This window comes from Cyanobium sp. Aljojuca 7A6 (genome assembly GCF_024346455.1).
Taxonomy (GTDB): domain Bacteria; phylum Cyanobacteriota; class Cyanobacteriia; order PCC-6307; family Cyanobiaceae; genus Cyanobium.
Map to the genome: position 1 here is coordinate 58,925 of NZ_JAGQCY010000006.1, position 14,833 is coordinate 73,757.

Here is a 14,833-nt window from a genome sequence, read left to right on the forward strand (position 1 = left end):
CCCCAGCCTCGCCCGCCCACGGCTTCACACTCCGTTACCTGATAATGGAAGACGCGCCTGGCGCTGTACCTCCCGTGGGCTGTTCCGATGACCGTTGCTTCTCCTGCTGCCGCGGCCTCGCCTGCCTACGAGCGCTCCGACTGGGCCAGCTCCTTCCGCAATGTCAGCGAGGAGCTCACTGATGTCTCTCTGGTGGCCACCCGGGGCGAGATCCCTGCCGATCTGAACGGCACCCTCTACCGCAATGGACCCGGCCGTCTCGAGCGCGGCGGCCACTGGGTTCATCATCCTTTCGACGGCGACGGGATGATCACCGCCCTGCGGTTCGACGCCGGCGGCGCCCAGCTCAGCAACCGCTTCGTGCGCACTGAGGCCTGGCTGGAGGAGGAGAAGGCCGGCGCCTACCTGTACCGCGGCGTGTTCGGCACACCCAAGCCGGGTGGGGCCCTCGCCAATGCCTTTGACCTGCGGCTCAAGAACATCGCCAACACCCATGTGGTGCGGCTTGGCGACCAGCTCCTCGCCCTCTGGGAAGCCAGCTCCCCCCATGCCCTGGATCCGCTCAGCCTCGAAACGCGGGGATTGAGCCTGCTGGATGGAGTCCTCAAGCCAGGTGAGGCCTTCAGCGCCCATCCCCGCTTCGATCCCGGCCACCATGGAGCGTCCCGGATGGTCACCTTCGGGGTGAAGGCCGGTCCCCGCAGCACGGTGCGGCTGATGGAGTTTGCCGCCGAGGGTTCTGAGGCGGGCACCCTTCTGGCCGACTCCAGCCACAGCTTCCCTGGATTTGCGTTTCTGCACGATTTCGCCATCACCCCCAACTGGGCGGTGTTCCTGCAGAACGCGATTGATTTCAATCCACTCCCCTTCGTGCTCGGCCGCAAAGGAGCCGCCCAGTGCCTCAAATCCCGCCCCGGCGCCCGGGGCCAGTTCTGGTTGATTCCTCGCCAGGACGGGGCTTTCGCTGGCCAGGAGCCGCGGCTGCTGGAAGCCCCAGAGGGTTTCGTGTTTCATCACCTCAACGCCTGGGAAGACGGCGATGCCGTAGTGATCGACAGCATCTATTACGCCGATTTCCCGTCCATTGGTCCCGATCAGGACTACAAGGAAGTGGATTTCGATCGCATTCCGGCCGGCCTGCTGGAGCGCTGCCGTCTCGATCTGGCCAGCGGCACGGTCACAGCCACCCGGCTGAGCGAGCGCACCTGCGAATTTGCCATGGTGCCCCCGGCCCGGGTGGGGCTCGAGAGCCGCTACGCCTGGATGGCAGTAGCCGAGCGGGAACAGGGCAACGATCCGCTCCAGGCCCTGATGAAGCTGGATCTCCACAGTGGCGAAACGCAGGTCTGGAGCGCCGCGCCGCGGGGATTCGTCAGTGAGCCGATCATGGTGCCGCGTCCCGGCGCGACGGCTGAGGATGACGGTTGGGTTCTCGGCCTGTTCTGGAACGGGGCCCGCAGCGCCAGCGATCTGGTGGTGCTGGATGCCGCCTCCATGGAGGAGCAGGCGTTGGTGGAGTTGCCCCTGTCGATTCCCCACGGCCTGCACGGCAGTTGGGTGGCGGCCCTGAGTGGCTGCTGAACAACCCTTCCAGCCGCGAGAGCAAGGCCCAACGGAATTGAGAGGATGCGCTGTCTGCACCAGAGGAGCGGCCCCCTGTTCTCATCCAGCTCCACCTCAAACCGGGCTGAGCGGGGTGATCAACGGAGATCTGGCTCCGGGACGCCGGCACTGACATCAGGAAGCACCGCTCGCGTTGGTCAACATGCCTGTCGATGGCGCTGTCCATGGCGAGCCCAGACCAATACTGCGTTGCGGGACCAGGATCGTCCGTTATGTCAGCAGCCTTTTGGCGGATTCATGTGGGTCAGGTCAAGGGACGGGCTATGAAGTTGGTCGCACTGGCTGACAGAAACCTCTCAAGGCTTAGCGGATTTGAGGCGGTGTGAGGATCCAGGGGTAGATTGTGGATGCCCATGAATGAATTCGTGAGCAGGCTGAAAATATCTGCTCTCTTGGTATCTTTGTGCGATTCGAATATAATCCATGGCTTGCGCTCTACGAGCATTCTCTGCATGCCACGCAACACGCATATCTCGTGTCCCTCGGTGTCAATCTTTATCAGAATCTTGCCTTGCCTCATTGTCTGGATCCAGTCATCCAGCTGTATTTGGTCTACATCCTCCGACACTAGTTGTTCGCCAGAGCCGAGTTTGATTCTTTGATCAGGGTTGGTCACTCCCAGCCAGGGCTGCGTCGGAGGGTAGGTGAGTGTGATCGGTTCATCCCGATCGCCCACCGCTACGGGGATAAGATTGGGCTTGAGACTATTGCGCTTACAGACATCCAGAAAATACCGGTGACAGCTGCGGTTGGGCTCAAAGGTAAACGTATCTTTGACGCCAAGCGCTAGCATCAATAGCGAGTGAGTTCCATAGTTCGCTCCGACATCAAGGAAGATATCTGGTTTGCAGTCATCCGACTTCAGCAGATTAAAGTAGGTGTCCTTGACTTCGATGTCATGGCCAAGGAAGGCTAGATTCAAATCCCAGTGGAGCCAGTAGCTTCCTTTTTCTAGAGGAAGGACGAGTTGAGAATCCTCAATATCTAGACGCCAGCTCCCGTCGGTCTGAAAGGATCGCCCAGTTCGGAATACCTTGGCGAAATGCTCATATAAACTGACTTTTTGATTCCGACTAAGGTGATTGTAGATTTGGTTCAATAGGCTTCTTGGCCAGCGGTTGCTGGCCATTGCCTTTATGCTTCTGCGCGCGACCGGCCATAGGGTTTGGGCCTTGATTTGGCGTAGACGATTTTGAAGTTTCGCTTCCACAGACGTGATAAGGATGGTGGCAGTCAGATTGTAAGCTGATCCTAAGGTGGTTGCTTGATCTGGATTGTCGCTGACGTTAGGCTGCAATCACTTAAGCTGAGAGAGATTGAGTCATTGGTTGAGATATTTGGCTCAACGCTCTCTTCTCGCTGAGTGTAATTTGCGTTGATGTGAAAAAGAGCTTGCAGGTGATTTTCCTGCATCATCTGGTATTCATCAGCTGACGCAGAGACCCGATGAATTGCCGTGCCAGCTTCCGCAACCACGCGAGAGGGAAGAACAGCAAAGACTGGGGAAACTCCGGCATGACCAGTGGAGTTTGGGATCTTCGATAATCACGGTAGAGTGTACGGTGTGCGTTGGGATTCTCGGTTTTCTCGAAGATGCTGTAACCCAATCCCAAATCGGCAATGTTGCTAATCAATCGATGGGAATGAAGTTCCTTGATGGGATGGATGGCTAGCGTGTAGGCAACGGGACCAGTTGTGCGGACGACTGCATCCCATGGATGTAGGAAAGAAAAGGGATTGAAGGAATCGATGTTCTTGATCACGTTGGCGATCACCGCAGCCAGATATGGATGTCCTCGTGACGCGATGATGTACCACTGCTGGTATTCACCTCCGGCAATGCCTTTGAGTCGCCAGTGGGTTCCCCAGCCGGCATACTGACTGCCTGGAGAATGATCCCATTGGCTCAGCAGGAAGGCATCATCGTCACGCAAGATGCTGGATAGAGGCAATGTCAGCCTGGTCTTGATATCTAGATAAACGCCACCGTAGTGATAGAGGCAAAGATAGCGAAACAGATCGGCTCGGGCGGCGCCGAAACTGGGATCAATGCGGTTATACCTGGCGAGGATCGCTTTCCCGTATATCTCCGCAATGAAGTCTTCGCAATCGCTGTCTTCGTAGAAGCGATAGGCAAAGTCAGGATTGAGTGCTTCTATGGCGCAGCAGTTATCCGCCAGGACGATCGGCAGACGGCTTCTGGCGCTGAACGTCTGGTGGATGATTCTGGGAATGCCCAGGGAGGCCGGTGGATGGGATTGGAGGGACGACGTTGCCAGCAGCCATTCACTGGCCTGATTCATCCCAGTCCGCATCTGCATCGTTCAACGTCCCCGGCACATCAGGAACACCTGGAAACCCTAAGGGGTTTGCCCCTGATCGGCAGGCCGCAAGCTGGCTTCAGCCGCGGGAAAAGCGGGTGAAGGTGGCGGGGGAGAAAAGGTGCCCCTCGGCCAGGGCAATGGCCACCACGGCATCGGCATCAGCCGCCGCGTCCACCCGGGCCTTGAGAGCGGGATCGGCGGCCACCTTGGTGAGGAAGGCGTTGAGTTGGGATTTCGACATGGGACCATTGGCTAACGGATGACTCTGTCCTACTCCCTTGCAGGGCCCCTCCACTGGTCACGCCTCGTATCATGAGCGCACCATGGCCTGGTTCATCAAAACCGAATCCTTTCTCCTCCCCCATGACCAGGTGATTCCTCACTTGCGGGCGCATCGGTGCTGGGTGGACAAGCTCCGCCTGGGAGGACAGCGCATCAGCAGTGGCTACCTGGTGGATGGCGATGGCAAACCAGGCGGTGGCGGCCTGCTGCTGCTTGAGGCGCCCGACCATGCGGCGGCTCAAGCACTGGTGCTCCAGGATCCGATGATCGTCAGTGGCTGTGTGGAGTGGACGTTGCAGGGGTGGGTTGCGACCGTTGGGGATCTGGGGGTGGGCTGAGGATGGATCGACGTCTCCTGGTAATCTCAAGGATTGGCGTCGGCCCTCCATACGCCGGCAACCGAAGCCGTATGGCGGCGTTGCTCGAAGATTTCCATTCTCTGGGTTGTGAGATCCATTTTGCAGGCGTTGATCTTTCTGCAGAAGAGAAACGGGAGACGCAGAAGGTGGTCGATCGGTGGATCCACGACTTCGTCTGGCCTGAGGATGACCGACGCCCTTTGGCGTCTCGGATCAGACGTCGATTGATCTTGCTGTGGCGCCAGATCCGTACCAATTGTTGTCAAGACCAAAAGATTGCAATCACAACTTTCAATAGTCCTCTGGATGACTGGTTTCATCCGTCATGGCTGTCTGAAGTACGTCGACTCCAGAGGGTCGGCGGGTATAGGCGGGTACTTGTGTCCTATGTCATTCATTCAGCTTTCTTTGCTGCCTTTGACTCAGAATGCCTCAAGATTCTTGACTGCCATGACGTGTTCACGAATCGGAATAACATGCTCCGTGAAGCTCAGGTCCAGCCAGATGATTTCTGGATTTCGCTGAGTCAGGATGATGAGCGAAGAGGACTAAGGCGATCAGACATTATACTTGGCATCCAGGAGAGTGAAGCCAGGTATTTTGAGCGACTTACCTATGGACGTCGTGTTGTGAGGACAGTTGGACATATCCTTCCATCAGATCCTCTGCCATTCGCTCCCTGCGACGTTCCGTGCGTCGGCTACTTGGCTTCATCAAACCCATTGAATCGGGTTGGTCTTCAGTGGTTTCTTGAGGAAGTGTGGCCGCTCGTCAAGGACAGGGGTGGCGTTGGCAAGTTGGTGGTCGCCGGTGGGATTTGCGATGCGATGTCGTTCCCTCCGGACGTTCAGCTCTTGGGAACTCTCCCGTCACCTCGGGTGATTTATCAGTTGTCACTGTTCATGATCAATCCGATGCCCTCCGGAACCGGATTGAAAATCAAGACGGCGGAAGCCATGGCCTATGGCAGGGCGATTGTCAGCACTCCAGCTGGTGTGGATGGGATGGCTCTTACTCCCGGCGTGTCCGTGGCAGAAACTGCCGAAGACTTTGTGGCGGCTATAATCACTTATCTTCACTATCCTGAAGAGGCTCAGAAAGCCGGTGCAGCGGCAGCCGAGCACCTTTCAAAACTGCGTAATCAGTCGCGTAACACTTTAATGGAAACACTTAATATGGTATCCAGTTAATGCTCTGATCGGCCCCTTTGGTAGGCCATGGCGATGGTTTCGGCCATGCTCTTCCAGGTTAATGATTGTCCAAGTTTCGCGTTGCATGCCTGCATCAAGGAGAGATCACGCTTCTCCACACGCGCAAGTGCTTCGGGGAGTTGGCCTGGAGCGAAGTATTCAGCACCGGCTTCGCCTGGCAAGTCATAGATCCTGGCGGCCTCCGGAAGTACCATGGGAATACCGAAGGTGAGCCCTAGGGAGACCACCCCCGATGACAAAGTGGCGATGTAGGGTGCGACTAGAACATCCGAGACAGTAAATAGAGCGGCGACATCTAGGTCGCAAACGTAGCCGATGCGCAAACGAATGCGAGGATCTTTTCCTGAGGCGTCTTTTAGCCAGTCAACGGAGGAGCCTGGAAATGGAGCACCTGCGACCAGTAGCCTATAATGAGATCCTGATAGTTGACTGAAGGCAGCAACAAGATCCTCAAGACCTTTGTATCGGCGTAAGTTTCCAAAAAAGAGAAAAGTGAAATTATTGGGCTTGATACCAGCCTCTACGGCCAGTGATTCTGATCGAGACTCATCTCGTGGGTAATCATCATGATAGCTGGCGTGGGCGGCAACAATAGCTTTTCTTTGAAGCCGGATGGAATAGGCTTGCTCAGCTCGTAGGACAGCGGAATGGCTGTGGAAATGAATTCCCTCTGCATAACTGGCAATCAGTCGCCGCATCTTCTTCTCTCTTGAAGGGTTTGGACATTCATGACTGATTAGATTATGAACCGTCCAGAAAAGTCTGCCTCCCCGCAGTCTGAAGATATAAAGGTCTATCGCAACGAGTGCGTGCCAAGTTTTGAATCTGAGCCCTGAGTGAGCATAAACGGCTCTGCCAATCAAGCCATCGAGCCAGTGAAGGTGGATAATGACGGCGCTTGAGTATATATTTTGCTGCCGAAAAAACAATCCGAAAAGGGGAGGATAATTCTTGATGGCGACTGCAATTCCCTGTTTCATTAATGCCTCTGCAAGCCTTGCCTGGTAAGGGTTGGACTTTCGCATGTCTGGCATAAAAACAACCGCTGCTTCATTCGCATCGGCTGCAGCCGCTGAATCCTTCATGGCTAGCGACTCAGGAAAGTTCTATTTTTGTATGCATGACTTGGCGAGGGTAGTCCGAGGGATTGGAGGGTGGAACTTGGCTCGGTCAATGATATCAGGTCAGTCGAGAGTTTGTTCGCCGTTACAAGGCTCCCCAGCGTCATACTCTTGCAAGCCAGAGTGTCTACTTCCCGGTGGAAGCAAGCTTGTGCCCATGTCCATGGTGTAGAAGGGGCTCTCATGCCCAATCACGTCCAGGTGGGACAGCTGCAGCCAAATGATCAAATCTTGTGGTGACAAAAAGAATCGGTGACCAAGGGTGTGAAGGGCGCTCGGCGGAGGGCCTTGGCCACATCCTTGAATTTCAGCCCCTGAAAAGGGCTTATATTCAACATCGTAGCATCTACTGTTTCTGAATCTTCCTGGGTTGTCGGGATGCGTGGGATGTTGACTCCAACTCTTGAGCTCTCTAGCACCTCTATTCATATTCGTATGGAGCTAAGGATACCAGCATTCAGCAGATCCTGTCGGGGCTTACTTCAAGCCACTTCTGGGTCTGACGTGTCACCTATTAACCTGGTGCAACTACCGGCCTTGAGCTTGACGAGTTCTACCCTTGGGATTCCAGCCTTTGTGGACCGGCAAGCATGGGTTCTTGTCGAAATGGCCATGTGGCACAGGGAGCTCAGCAGGAAGGAACTCTTATCGGTTAATATCTTGCTAGTGCCTTCAATGTTAAACTATTTACTGATGTGTCTGATGAGGGGGGTATCCATGTTGGCCATGTCAGGGCCATTCATGGCGGCCGGTGTCTTTAGGCATGTCTTAATCGGCTGAATGGCGTTTCATCATGGCTGATTCTATTGAGCCGAAGACTTCGCTCCGTCGTGTCTTCGTTGTTGGCCTGGTTGGGCCTTCACGCTTTGCCCGTTTCGAAGCTCTGGGGGCGTTCTGCGAGGTCAACCTCATCTCCCCTGTGCTCAGCCTGGCGGGGTGGCTGCCGTTTGCACTTCCTTGGCGCAGCGGGCGATGTGAGCTGCCTCGCGGTGCTTTTTCCCACCGCCGCTGGCTTGTGCGGCTACTAGCGCCTTTTGTGGAGCGACGCCTTGAGGCGTTTTATGGACGCGCCGACGCGATCATCATCACGGATCCGGCTTGCTGGCCTTTCGCTATTCACTATCAGCGTCTAGCAGCTATCGTCGCTTATCACGTCTTTGACGATTACGCGGCTTATCCCTATGTGCGCCTCGATCAGGAAGTTCTCGTGGCGACGCAAGCGGACCTGGTGTTTTCCGTTTCCCAGCGCCTTGCCGATGTCCTGCAACGGCGCTGCAGAGCTCCACTTCCGCCTGTACATATCGTTCCCAATGGCCTGCCAGGCCCATGGCTCCCGCCCTCCTTGCCACCGGAGCGGGGATCACTGCCGGATCCATTGCCGGACGACTTTCACCCCCTGATCGGCATCATCGGTGTGATCAGTTTCCGCGTTGATCTATTGCCGATCGTGGCGGCCCACGATGCCCTTCCCGCGTTGCGCTGGCTGTTCATCGGGCCGGCGTACAAGCAGGTGCCTGGTCTTGCCTATCTGCAGAGCAGTCCCCGCTGCCGCTTCCTCGGCGCCAAGCCGTACGAGGAACTGCAGCCCTTCTTCGCCGCGCTGGATGCGGCTGTGCTGCCCCTCACCAATGACGACATCAACCCCTGCAGCAGCCCCGTGCGTTTTTTTTCCCAGCTGCCCACCGGCCAGCCGATCCTCTATACCGGCACCTGTGATCAGCTGGGCGAAACGCCCGAGCTGGCCCAGCACTGCGCCGATGCCGAGGCCATGATCGCCTCCTTGGCCCAGCTGGCCGCCAGCGATTTCCGCGACGGTCGCGCTGAGCAGCGACACCGGTACGCGGCAGGGTGCACCTGGGACCGGCGCGCTGCCGCCATGGCTTCGGCTCTCACGCAGGTGTTGCGCGCCAGAAGCGCTTAGCGGCTGGGCTCGGAGGTGGTCAGCAGTTGCCTCAAGCCGGGCTCCAGCTTGGCAAAAGCCCTGCCCCGGTGACCGAGTCGGCCCTTGAGGCCCTTGTCCATCTCCGCGTAGCTCAGTCCTGCCGGAGGCACGAAGAACACCGGGTCGTAACCGAAGCCGTCGCTGCCCCGTGGGGACTCCAGGATCACCCCGTCGCAGCGCCCCTCCACCTCCAGGCGGATCGCTCCGGTGGGATCGGCCACCGCCAGGGCGGCCACGAAGGCCGCCCCGCGATCGGACGGCAGGCCCTGCTGCTGGCGCTGCCGGTTGGCCTCGCCCAGTTCCTGCAGCAACCGGGTGATCCTGGCCGTGTCGCTGTGGGCATAGCGGGCCGAATGCACCCCGGGGGCGCCGCCCAGGGCCGCCACCGCCAGCCCTGAGTCGTCGGCCAGGGCCCACTGGCCGGTGGCGCGGGCCACCGCCTCGGCCTTCAGCCGGGCATTGGCGGCGAAGCTGGTGCCCGTTTCCTCCACCTCCAGGCCATCAGGCTGGGGCCGCACCGCCAGAGGCAGAGAGGCCAGCAGATGGGCGAACTCCCTGATCTTGCCGGCGTTGCCACTGGCGATCACCAGCACGGTGGGTGTGGCCAGGGGTTCGAGTGGGTCGGCCATCAGATGGCCTCCGCCAGCTGCCGTGCCCAGGCGAGCACCGCCTGCACCCGGTCGGCGTCGGGGGCTTCGCAGTAGAGGCGCAGCAGGGGCTCGGTGCCGGAGAAGCGCAGCATGAGCCAGTGGCTGGGACCCATGCGCAGCTTGACCCCATCGGTGCGGTTCACCTCCAGCACCGCTGCACCGGCCACCTCCTGGGGTGGATCCTGGGCCAGCAGCGCCTCCAGCCGACTGCGGCTGGCCATGTCCGGCAGGCGCAGGTCGAGGCGGTCGTAGACGCTGGCGCCACCGCAACGCTCCTGCAGGGCTTCCAGCCGGGCACCGAGGGGCAGCCCCCCTTCCACCAGGGCCTCGATCAGCAGCAGGGCCGCGAACAGGGCGTCCCGTTCCGGCAGATGGATGCCGAAGCCCACCCCGCCCGATTCCTCTCCTCCCACCAGCACCTCGCCGCACAGCATCTCGGCGGCGATGTACTTGAAGCCGACGGGCATCTCGATCACCTCCCGGCCCAGGTCTGCGGCCACCAGGGCCATCAGGTCGGAGCCGCTCACGGTCTTGACCACGCGGCCACCCAGCCCCCGCGCCCTGGCCAGGTGGTCGATCAGCAGGGGCATCAGCAGCTGGGTGCTGCAGAACCGGCCCTGTTCGTCCACCGCGGCGATGCGGTCGCCATCGCCATCGAAGACGATGCCCACCGCCGGACGGCCGGACGCCGTGGCCAGGCGCACTTCGGCGATCAGCTGCTCCAGGTAGGGCGCCAGTGGTTCGGGCGGGTGGCCGCCGAACAGGGGATCCCGCTCACCGCGGATCTCCCGGATCACGCCGGCGGCGGCCCCCGCCTCCCCCAGCAGGGCCGGCAGCCCGCCGGCGGCCGAGCCATGCATCGGATCCACAATCACCTGCAGGCCGGTGGCGGCAAGCCCCGCCACCAGGGCCGCGGTGTCGACCTTGGCGGCGAGCCCACCCAGGTAGGTGCCCATGGCATCGAAGCGCTCGGTGGCGCCGGCGATCGGCACGCTGAGGCCCCCGGCCGCCAGGCGCCGCTCCACCCGGGCGGTGAAGTCCCCCTCCACCGAGCCTCCGAAGGGGCCCTTGATCTTGAGTCCCAGCCATTCCGGCGGGTTGTGGCTGGCGGTGATCACCAGCGCTCCCAGGGCGCCCCGCTCCACCACGGCCCAGCTGCAGGCTGGGGTGGGCACGGGGCTGGCCGCCAGCAGCGGCACCAGATCGGCTCCCCGCACGGCGGCGGCGATGGCTTCGGCCAGTTCCGGCGCCAGGAAGCGGCGGTCGTAGCCGATCACCACCTCCCGGCTGTCCAGCCCTTCCGGGGCGCTGGCAGCGAGCTCCCGGGCGGCGGCGGCGGCCACCGGCAGCAGGCGCTCCATGGTGATGTCCACGCCGAGGATGCCCCGCCAACCATCGGTGCCGAAGTGGATCGGTCCGGCCTCAAGGGGCAGGGGGGCGGAGGCCATGGCGCGGCGCGGACGCGGGGTAGGGGCACGCCGGTCGTAGCAGGCTGGCCCCACCGGATGGCCGCAGCAGGTGCCGGCCTGATGGCAGGCCACCGGCCCCCCTAGCCTGCAGCCCATGCCCCAGTCCCCGGACGCACCCGTCCTCACCGACCGCCTGCTGCGCAGCTGGGTGCGCTGCCGGCGGCGGGCCTGGCTGGACCTCCACGCTCCGGCCCAGGAGCGCTCTTGGAGTGCGCATCGCGCCCTGGCCCTCGACGACCAGCTGCGCAGTTTCCAGAGCCTGTTGCCCCAGCGCCCCGGCCACGGGGAGGCGGCCTGCCGGGCCGGGGCGCCCGGGGTGGTGGGTCTGCGGCTGGTGGGAACCGGTCCCCGCGGCCTGCGGCTGGAAGCCCACCCGAGCCTGCTGGAGCGGGTCGAGGAGCCCAGCCGCTGGGGCACCCACAGCTACCGGCCGGTGCTGGCCCGCCAGGGCCGGCGCCTCACCCGCGAACACCGGGTGCTGCTGGCCCTCTGGGGGCGGTTGCTGGCGGAGCACCAACGGGCCCCCGTTCCCCATGGCCTGGTGGTGGCCGGGGCTGATCGGGGGTTGGAGCGCGAGCGGCTGGCCCTCGGGGGCTCCCTGCAGCGTCAGCTCGACGACAGCCTGGAGCGGCTGGCCCTTGAGCTGGCCCGCAACGAGCCGCCCCCCCTGGTCAGCGATCGCAAGAAATGCACCCTCTGCAGCTGGCGCGGAGCCTGTGATCGGGTGGCGGCTGCCGAGGGGCACCTCAGCGAGGTGAGCGGCATCGGCGGCAAGCGCCGCCAACTTCTGTTGGAGCTGGGCATCGCCAGCCTCGACCAGCTGGCGGCGGCCGATCCGGATCGGCTGGCCGAGGACATGGCCGCCCACAGCGAACAGCACCGGGAGGTGGCCCCCAAGCTTGTGGCCCAGGCCAGGGTGCAGCAGGAGGGCGCGCCTCAGCGCAGCGGCGAGGGGGCCGGCCCTGCTCTGCCCGAGCTGGCGGTAGCCCCCGGCGTGCTGCTCTACGACATCGAATCCGATCCCGATGCCCGCGATGACTTCCTGCATGGCCTGGTGCGGCTGGAGCGCGGTACGGACGGACGCTGGCCTGCGGCCCCGGGCCCGGGGGAGATCCTGGGCCGCTACCAGCCCCTGATGGCCCTGCACGAGCATGGCGAGGCCCGCCTCTGGGGGCGCCTGAGCACCCTGCTGGCCCGCTATCCCGACTGGCCCGTCCTCCACTACGGCGAGACCGAATCAGTCTCTTTGCTGCGCCTCGCCGAGCGCCAGGGGGCCAGCGAGGCGGAGCGGCAGCGGCTGCGGGCCCGGCTGGTGGACGTGCATCAGCGGCTGCGGCGCCACTGGCTGCTGCCGGTCAACAGCTATGGGCTGAAGGCCGTGGCGGGCTGGCTGGGCTTCTCCTGGAGCCAGAAGGGGGTCGACGGCGCCCGCTGTCTGCTCTGGTGGCGCCAGTGGCGTGAAGGCTCCGGCGGCCCGCGGCGTCCGAGCCGGGCGGCCCTGGGCCGCAAGCTGCAACGGATCTTCCGCTACAACCAGGACGACAGCCTGGCCACCTGGGCGGTGGTGCGCTGGCTGCTGGATCAGGACGCCCCGGCGCCCCCGGAACCCCCCCCAGCACCGACTGGCGGCGTCTGAAAGGCGGCCGGAATCGAGAGTTGCAGCCGGACCCCGGGGTCAGCACCTGTCTGCAACTCGGGCTCCTGCAGCCAGGCCCGTCTCACCAGGGCCAGGCCGATCCACCCCTGGCCTCCGGGGAGTTGCAGGCTGGAGCTGATCAGCCCGGCGCGGCCGCCTGCCGCATCGTGCAGCGGCGTGCCGGCGGCGACGGCCTCGGGAAGGACAGCCTCGTCGGGGAAAGACGTGGCCTGCCAGCGTCGCAGCTGCTGCTTGACGCCGACGTAGGTGGCGAGCTTGGCGAGGGTCTCCTGGCCCACGTAGCAGCCCTTGGTCAGGCTCACCCGCGCCGCCAGCCCCAGCTCAAACGGGTTGGTGTCTTCGTTGATCTCCCCCGGCGCCGCCGGCAGGCCCTCCTGGAGCCGCCAGCGTTCCGCCTCCTGCGGCTCCAGGGGGCGACGCTCAGCCAGCCACGGGGGGCACGGGGCCTCGTCTGGCAGCAGCAGGGCGTCCCCCAGTCGCCAGCCCGGCGAGCCCTCGAGCGCCTCCCAGGTGCCGGCAGGCGCGGCGTCCGGCCCCGCCGATCCCAGGGGCTGATGCAGTGTGGCCGGTGTCACCGGCCCCAGCCGCACCTTGTCGGCGGGAAACAGCACCCGGTCGAGGCCAAGGCGCACGGCCTCGGGATCGCCGTTGACGATCACCAGCCAGGCCCCGTCGGCGTCCACCAGCACCTCCGCCACGGCTCGCAGGCGGGCCGTGGGCCCAATGCAGCAGGTGCCGAGCCACTGGCCGGGTCGGGCCGCTTCGAGCGCCTGGCTGGTCTGGCCGTGCAGCACCCGCAGGGTGTCGGGACCGTCAAGCCGCAGCAGCCCCACCGGACGGGACCAGCGGCTCAGGGCCGGTGGCGTCCAGTCCCAGGGATCGGCCGCGGCGGACGTCGGCAGGGAAGGGGATGTCATGGCGTCGCTTGCGGCGGGATTCAGCCTGCCGCGCCGTCCAGCCCGGCGGCCGTGGCGGCCACCTCCTCGAGCAGGAACAGGCTGCGCAGGTCGAGGCCGGCGGCCTGCATCGCCTCGGCCCCACCCTCCTGGCGATCAACGATGGCCACGACCCGGTTCACCGCATATCCCGCTTCCTGCAGCTGGGTAACGGCCTTCAGGGCCGAGCCGCCGGTCGTCACCACGTCCTCCAGGACGGTGATCCGGCTGCCGGTCGGTGGCAGGGGGCCTTCGAGCCAGGCGCCGGTGCCATGGCCCTTGGCCTCCTTGCGCACGATCAGGGCATTGAGGTCGCGGCCGGCGAGGGCGGCCTGCAGGGCCACGGCGCTCACCAGGGGATCGGCCCCCAGGGTGAGCCCCGCCACCGCGGCGGCTTGTCCCTCCACGTGCTCCAGCATCAGGCGGCCCAGCAGGGCCAGGCCCAGGCCGCTCAGGCTCACCGGCTTGCAGTTGACGTAGTGCGGGCTGCGGCGGCCCGAGGCCAGCGTGAAGTCACCCAGCCGGTAGGCCCGCTCCGCCAGCAGGGCGAGCAGGGTGGAGCGCTGTTGGCTGGGGTTGGTGGGCAGGAAGACCATCGGTGCTGGCGGATCGTGGTGACGACGTGGTGTGGCGAACAGGAAGCTGGGGCAGGGAATGGATGGTGTACAGCGTCAGAGGTCGCTAACCTGCAAGCAAATTGCCCCGGAGCTGGGGCCGCACGACCCCATGACAGCACCGATCCTGGCAGTGCCCGCCTCCCTCGCCGCACCCCTGTCGGCCCTGGCGTCGTTCGCTGCGTTGTCCCTCCTGGCTCCAGCCATCGCCGGTCCGGTGCTCTGCACCACCACCCTCGAAGCACCCACGCCCGCCTCGGCCGGCACCGGTCCGGTGGAAGTCACCCGCTGTGGCGTGACCCGCTCGGCCCCCGAGCTGATGGAACAGCGCTTCTACAGTTTTTCGGCGCCTTTCGCCCAGGGTGTCAACCTTTTGCATCAGATCACCGATATTCTCGGCCTCTCGATCCCGGGCCGCGATGGGAGCAAGGTCGTGGCCTTCGGTTTCCCTGATCAGAACATCATCTGGGATGGCACCGCCGTCCAGAACACCGCGGCGGTGATGCTGAGCGAGCAAAGCAGTCTGATGCCCCTGCGCACCTCCGACATCACCAACGGCTTCAGCACCAGCCTCGGTGCTGGGCCCACCTACGTGCGGCCGCCCGCCAGCACCACCTGGACCGCCCCCATCCGGGGTCTCTGGTAA

Annotated in this window: 14 protein-coding genes; 6 read left to right on the plus strand and 8 right to left on the minus strand. The window is 63.2% G+C overall.

Going from position 1 to position 14,833, the window contains the following annotated elements; all coding sequences use genetic code 11:
• Positions 1 to 87 precede the first annotated feature (87 nt).
• Entirely contained in the window at positions 88 to 1,581 is a 1,494-nt protein-coding gene (locus KBY95_RS07090) for a carotenoid oxygenase family protein (protein WP_254964263.1), read from the plus strand.
• Positions 1,582 to 1,867: 286 nt separating this feature from the next.
• On the opposite strand, the gene KBY95_RS07095 is transcribed toward KBY95_RS07090, so the two are convergent.
• The 3 genes from KBY95_RS07095 to KBY95_RS07105 form a co-directional block, all read right to left on the minus strand.
• Positions 1,868 to 2,920 (minus strand): FkbM family methyltransferase, encoded by a 1,053-nt coding sequence (locus KBY95_RS07095; protein WP_254964264.1) that lies wholly within the window; start codon positions 2,918 to 2,920, stop codon positions 1,868 to 1,870.
• Between the two features lie 115 nt (positions 2,921 to 3,035).
• Positions 3,036 to 3,926 carry a glycosyltransferase family 32 protein gene (locus tag KBY95_RS07100; RefSeq protein ID WP_254964265.1) on the minus strand — a complete coding sequence of 297 codons (891 nt, stop codon included), beginning with the start codon at positions 3,924 to 3,926 and terminating at the stop codon, positions 3,036 to 3,038.
• A 97-nt stretch (positions 3,927 to 4,023) separates the two neighbouring features.
• Entirely contained in the window at positions 4,024 to 4,188 is a 165-nt protein-coding gene (locus KBY95_RS07105; RefSeq protein ID WP_254964266.1) for a Nif11-like leader peptide family RiPP precursor, read from the minus strand.
• Positions 4,189 to 4,270: 82 nt separating this feature from the next.
• On the opposite strand from KBY95_RS07105, the gene KBY95_RS07110 reads away from it, so the two are divergent.
• Together KBY95_RS07110 and KBY95_RS07115 are read left to right on the plus strand one after the other, a co-directional pair.
• Positions 4,271 to 4,567: a YciI family protein gene (locus KBY95_RS07110; RefSeq protein WP_254964267.1), complete on the plus strand. Its 297-nt coding sequence runs from the start codon at positions 4,271 to 4,273 to the stop codon at positions 4,565 to 4,567.
• A 71-nt stretch (positions 4,568 to 4,638) separates the two neighbouring features.
• The gene (locus KBY95_RS07115) at positions 4,639 to 5,778 is read left to right on the plus strand and encodes a glycosyltransferase family 4 protein (RefSeq protein ID WP_254964268.1); all 1,140 of its coding nucleotides are present in this window, start codon (positions 4,639 to 4,641) and stop codon (positions 5,776 to 5,778) included.
• Here the strand turns inward: KBY95_RS07115 and KBY95_RS07120 are convergent.
• Positions 5,775 to 6,884, minus strand: a complete 1,110-nt coding sequence (locus KBY95_RS07120) for a glycosyltransferase (protein WP_254964269.1) — start codon at positions 6,882 to 6,884, stop codon at positions 5,775 to 5,777. The genes KBY95_RS07115 and KBY95_RS07120 overlap by 4 nt on opposite strands.
• A 1,378-nt stretch (positions 6,885 to 8,262) precedes the next feature.
• Between KBY95_RS07120 and KBY95_RS07125 the strand changes: the two genes are divergently transcribed.
• On the plus strand, positions 8,263 to 8,841 hold the full coding sequence (locus KBY95_RS07125; protein WP_254964270.1) for a hypothetical protein: 579 nt from the start codon (positions 8,263 to 8,265) through the stop codon (positions 8,839 to 8,841).
• Here KBY95_RS07125 and rdgB read toward each other — a convergent pair.
• Together rdgB and KBY95_RS07135 are read right to left on the minus strand one after the other, a co-directional pair.
• Positions 8,838 to 9,491, minus strand: coding sequence for an RdgB/HAM1 family non-canonical purine NTP pyrophosphatase (gene rdgB, locus KBY95_RS07130; protein ID WP_254964271.1), 654 nt, complete (start codon positions 9,489 to 9,491; stop codon positions 8,838 to 8,840). The genes KBY95_RS07125 and rdgB overlap by 4 nt on opposite strands.
• Positions 9,491 to 10,960: a phosphoglucomutase/phosphomannomutase family protein gene (locus KBY95_RS07135; protein ID WP_254964272.1), complete on the minus strand. Its 1,470-nt coding sequence runs from the start codon at positions 10,958 to 10,960 to the stop codon at positions 9,491 to 9,493. Before KBY95_RS07135 ends, rdgB begins: the two co-directional genes overlap by 1 nt.
• A gap of 115 nt (positions 10,961 to 11,075) precedes the next feature.
• Here KBY95_RS07135 and KBY95_RS07140 point away from each other — a divergent pair, with 115 nt between their 5' ends.
• Positions 11,076 to 12,617 (plus strand): TM0106 family RecB-like putative nuclease, encoded by a 1,542-nt coding sequence (locus KBY95_RS07140; RefSeq protein WP_254964273.1) that lies wholly within the window; start codon positions 11,076 to 11,078, stop codon positions 12,615 to 12,617.
• Here the strand turns inward: KBY95_RS07140 and KBY95_RS07145 are convergent.
• On the minus strand, positions 12,563 to 13,555 hold the full coding sequence (locus tag KBY95_RS07145; protein ID WP_254964274.1) for a folate-binding protein YgfZ: 993 nt from the start codon (positions 13,553 to 13,555) through the stop codon (positions 12,563 to 12,565). The two genes, KBY95_RS07140 and KBY95_RS07145, sit on opposite strands and share 55 nt — an antisense overlap.
• A gap of 20 nt (positions 13,556 to 13,575) precedes the next feature.
• The gene (gene pyrE / locus KBY95_RS07150) at positions 13,576 to 14,169 is read right to left on the minus strand and encodes an orotate phosphoribosyltransferase (RefSeq protein ID WP_254964275.1); all 594 of its coding nucleotides are present in this window, start codon (positions 14,167 to 14,169) and stop codon (positions 13,576 to 13,578) included.
• A 130-nt stretch (positions 14,170 to 14,299) separates the two neighbouring features.
• Here pyrE and KBY95_RS07155 point away from each other — a divergent pair, with 130 nt between their 5' ends.
• Positions 14,300 to 14,833 (plus strand): Occludin/ELL family protein, encoded by a 534-nt coding sequence (locus KBY95_RS07155; protein ID WP_254964276.1) that lies wholly within the window; start codon positions 14,300 to 14,302, stop codon positions 14,831 to 14,833.